Raw genomic sequence first — 1,651 nt, forward strand, 5'->3', positions numbered from 1 at the left:
CACTATGATGAGACACATTTCAACAGGTTGGTTTACCTTCATTATATTGCCTCTATTCATGCTATTAACCGGCTGTAATTCAGAAGAAGGAAGCGGATCTGTAACCGTTAAATCCGGATCAGCAGTCACACTAGAACGCATAGACATCACCCCTTCACCGCTAAGAACACGAGGGGTCAGTCAGCTTCAACTGGCAGCCGGTAACGAGCTGCCTTTTCATGCGATAGGCCACTACTCTGATGGGTCTTCACGCACATTAATGGGGTTAAGTGTCAATGGGTTGAGCGAAAGTGATACCCATTTGAGTGATTGGCACACAAGTGAGCAGGAAGTGGCGGTTTTTTCTGCTCCGGGTATGTTGAAAGGGGGTAAGACACCTGGTCTGGTGAAGGTGAATCTGATTAAGGACAACATTACCAGTAATACCGTGAAAGTGAACGTGACCGCAGCCGTGATCGAAGATATTACCATCACGCCAGCCAGCATCGCTCTCGCCAAAGGGCAGACCGAGCCGTTAACCGCGATGGCCACCTACAGTGACGGCACCACCTCCGATGTGACCACCTCCGTCGCGTGGCAGTCCCCTTCCCCCTCCACCGCCAACGTCACGCCAACGGGCTTAATCTCCGGTGCTGACGTCGGTATTACAACAATCACCGCCACCAAAGACGGCGTGCCGAGCAACACCGTCAACGTCCACGTGACCACCGCCGTGATTGATGATATTACCATCACGCCAGCGAATGTTTCTGTTGCCAAAGGGCAAACCCAACCGTTAACCGCGACGGCCATTTACAGCGATGGCTCCTCATCGAACATCACCAGCTCCGTCGCGTGGCAGTCCGATTCCCCCTCCACCGCCACCCCCACCGTCACCATCACGCCAACGGGTGTGCTCTCTGGCGTTGACGTGGGCACCGCGAACCTCTCCGCCACCAAAGACGGCGTACCCAGTAACACGGTCAACGTCAACGTGACCGCCGCTGTGATCGAAGATATTACCATCACGCCAGCCAGCATCGCTCTCGCCAAAGGGCAGACCGAGCCGTTAACCGCGATGGCCACCTACAGTGACGGCACCACCTCCGATGTGACCACCTCCGTCGCGTGGCAGTCCCCTTCCCCCTCCACCGCCAACGTCACGCCAACGGGCTTGATCTCCGGTGGTGACGTCGGTATTACAACAATCACCGCCACCAAAGACGGCGTGCCGAGCAACACCGTCAACGTCCACGTGACCACCGCCGTGATTGATGATATTACCATCACGCCAGCGAATGTTTCTGTTGCCAAAGGGCAAACCCAACCGTTAACCGCGACGGCCATTTACAGCGATGGCTCCTCATCGAACATCACCAACTCCGTCGCGTGGCAGTCCGATTCCCCCTCCACCGCCACCCCCACCGTCACCATCACGCCAACGGGTGTGCTCTCTGGCGTTGACGTAGGCACCGCGAACCTCTCCGCCACCAAAGACGGCGTACCCAGTAACACGGTCAACGTCAACGTGACCGCCGCTGTGATCGAAGGTATTACCATCACGCCAGCCAGCATCGCTCTCGCCAAAGGGCAGACCGAGCCGTTAACCGCGATGGCCACCTACAGTGACGGCACCACCTCCGATGTGACCACCTCCGTCGCGTGGCAGTCC

1 protein-coding gene is annotated in these 1,651 nt (G+C 57.1%); it reads left to right on the plus strand.

Annotation, left to right across the window (positions count from 1 at the left end; all coding sequences use genetic code 11):
* Positions 1-58 precede the first annotated feature (58 nt).
* Positions 59-1,651: Ig-like domain-containing protein (locus HLM86_RS20085; protein WP_171831462.1), on the plus strand; the 1,593-nt coding region annotated here is incomplete at its 3' end.

It is taken from the genome of Vibrio ostreicida (assembly GCF_013074385.2).
GTDB lineage: Bacteria > Pseudomonadota > Gammaproteobacteria > Enterobacterales > Vibrionaceae > Vibrio > Vibrio ostreicida.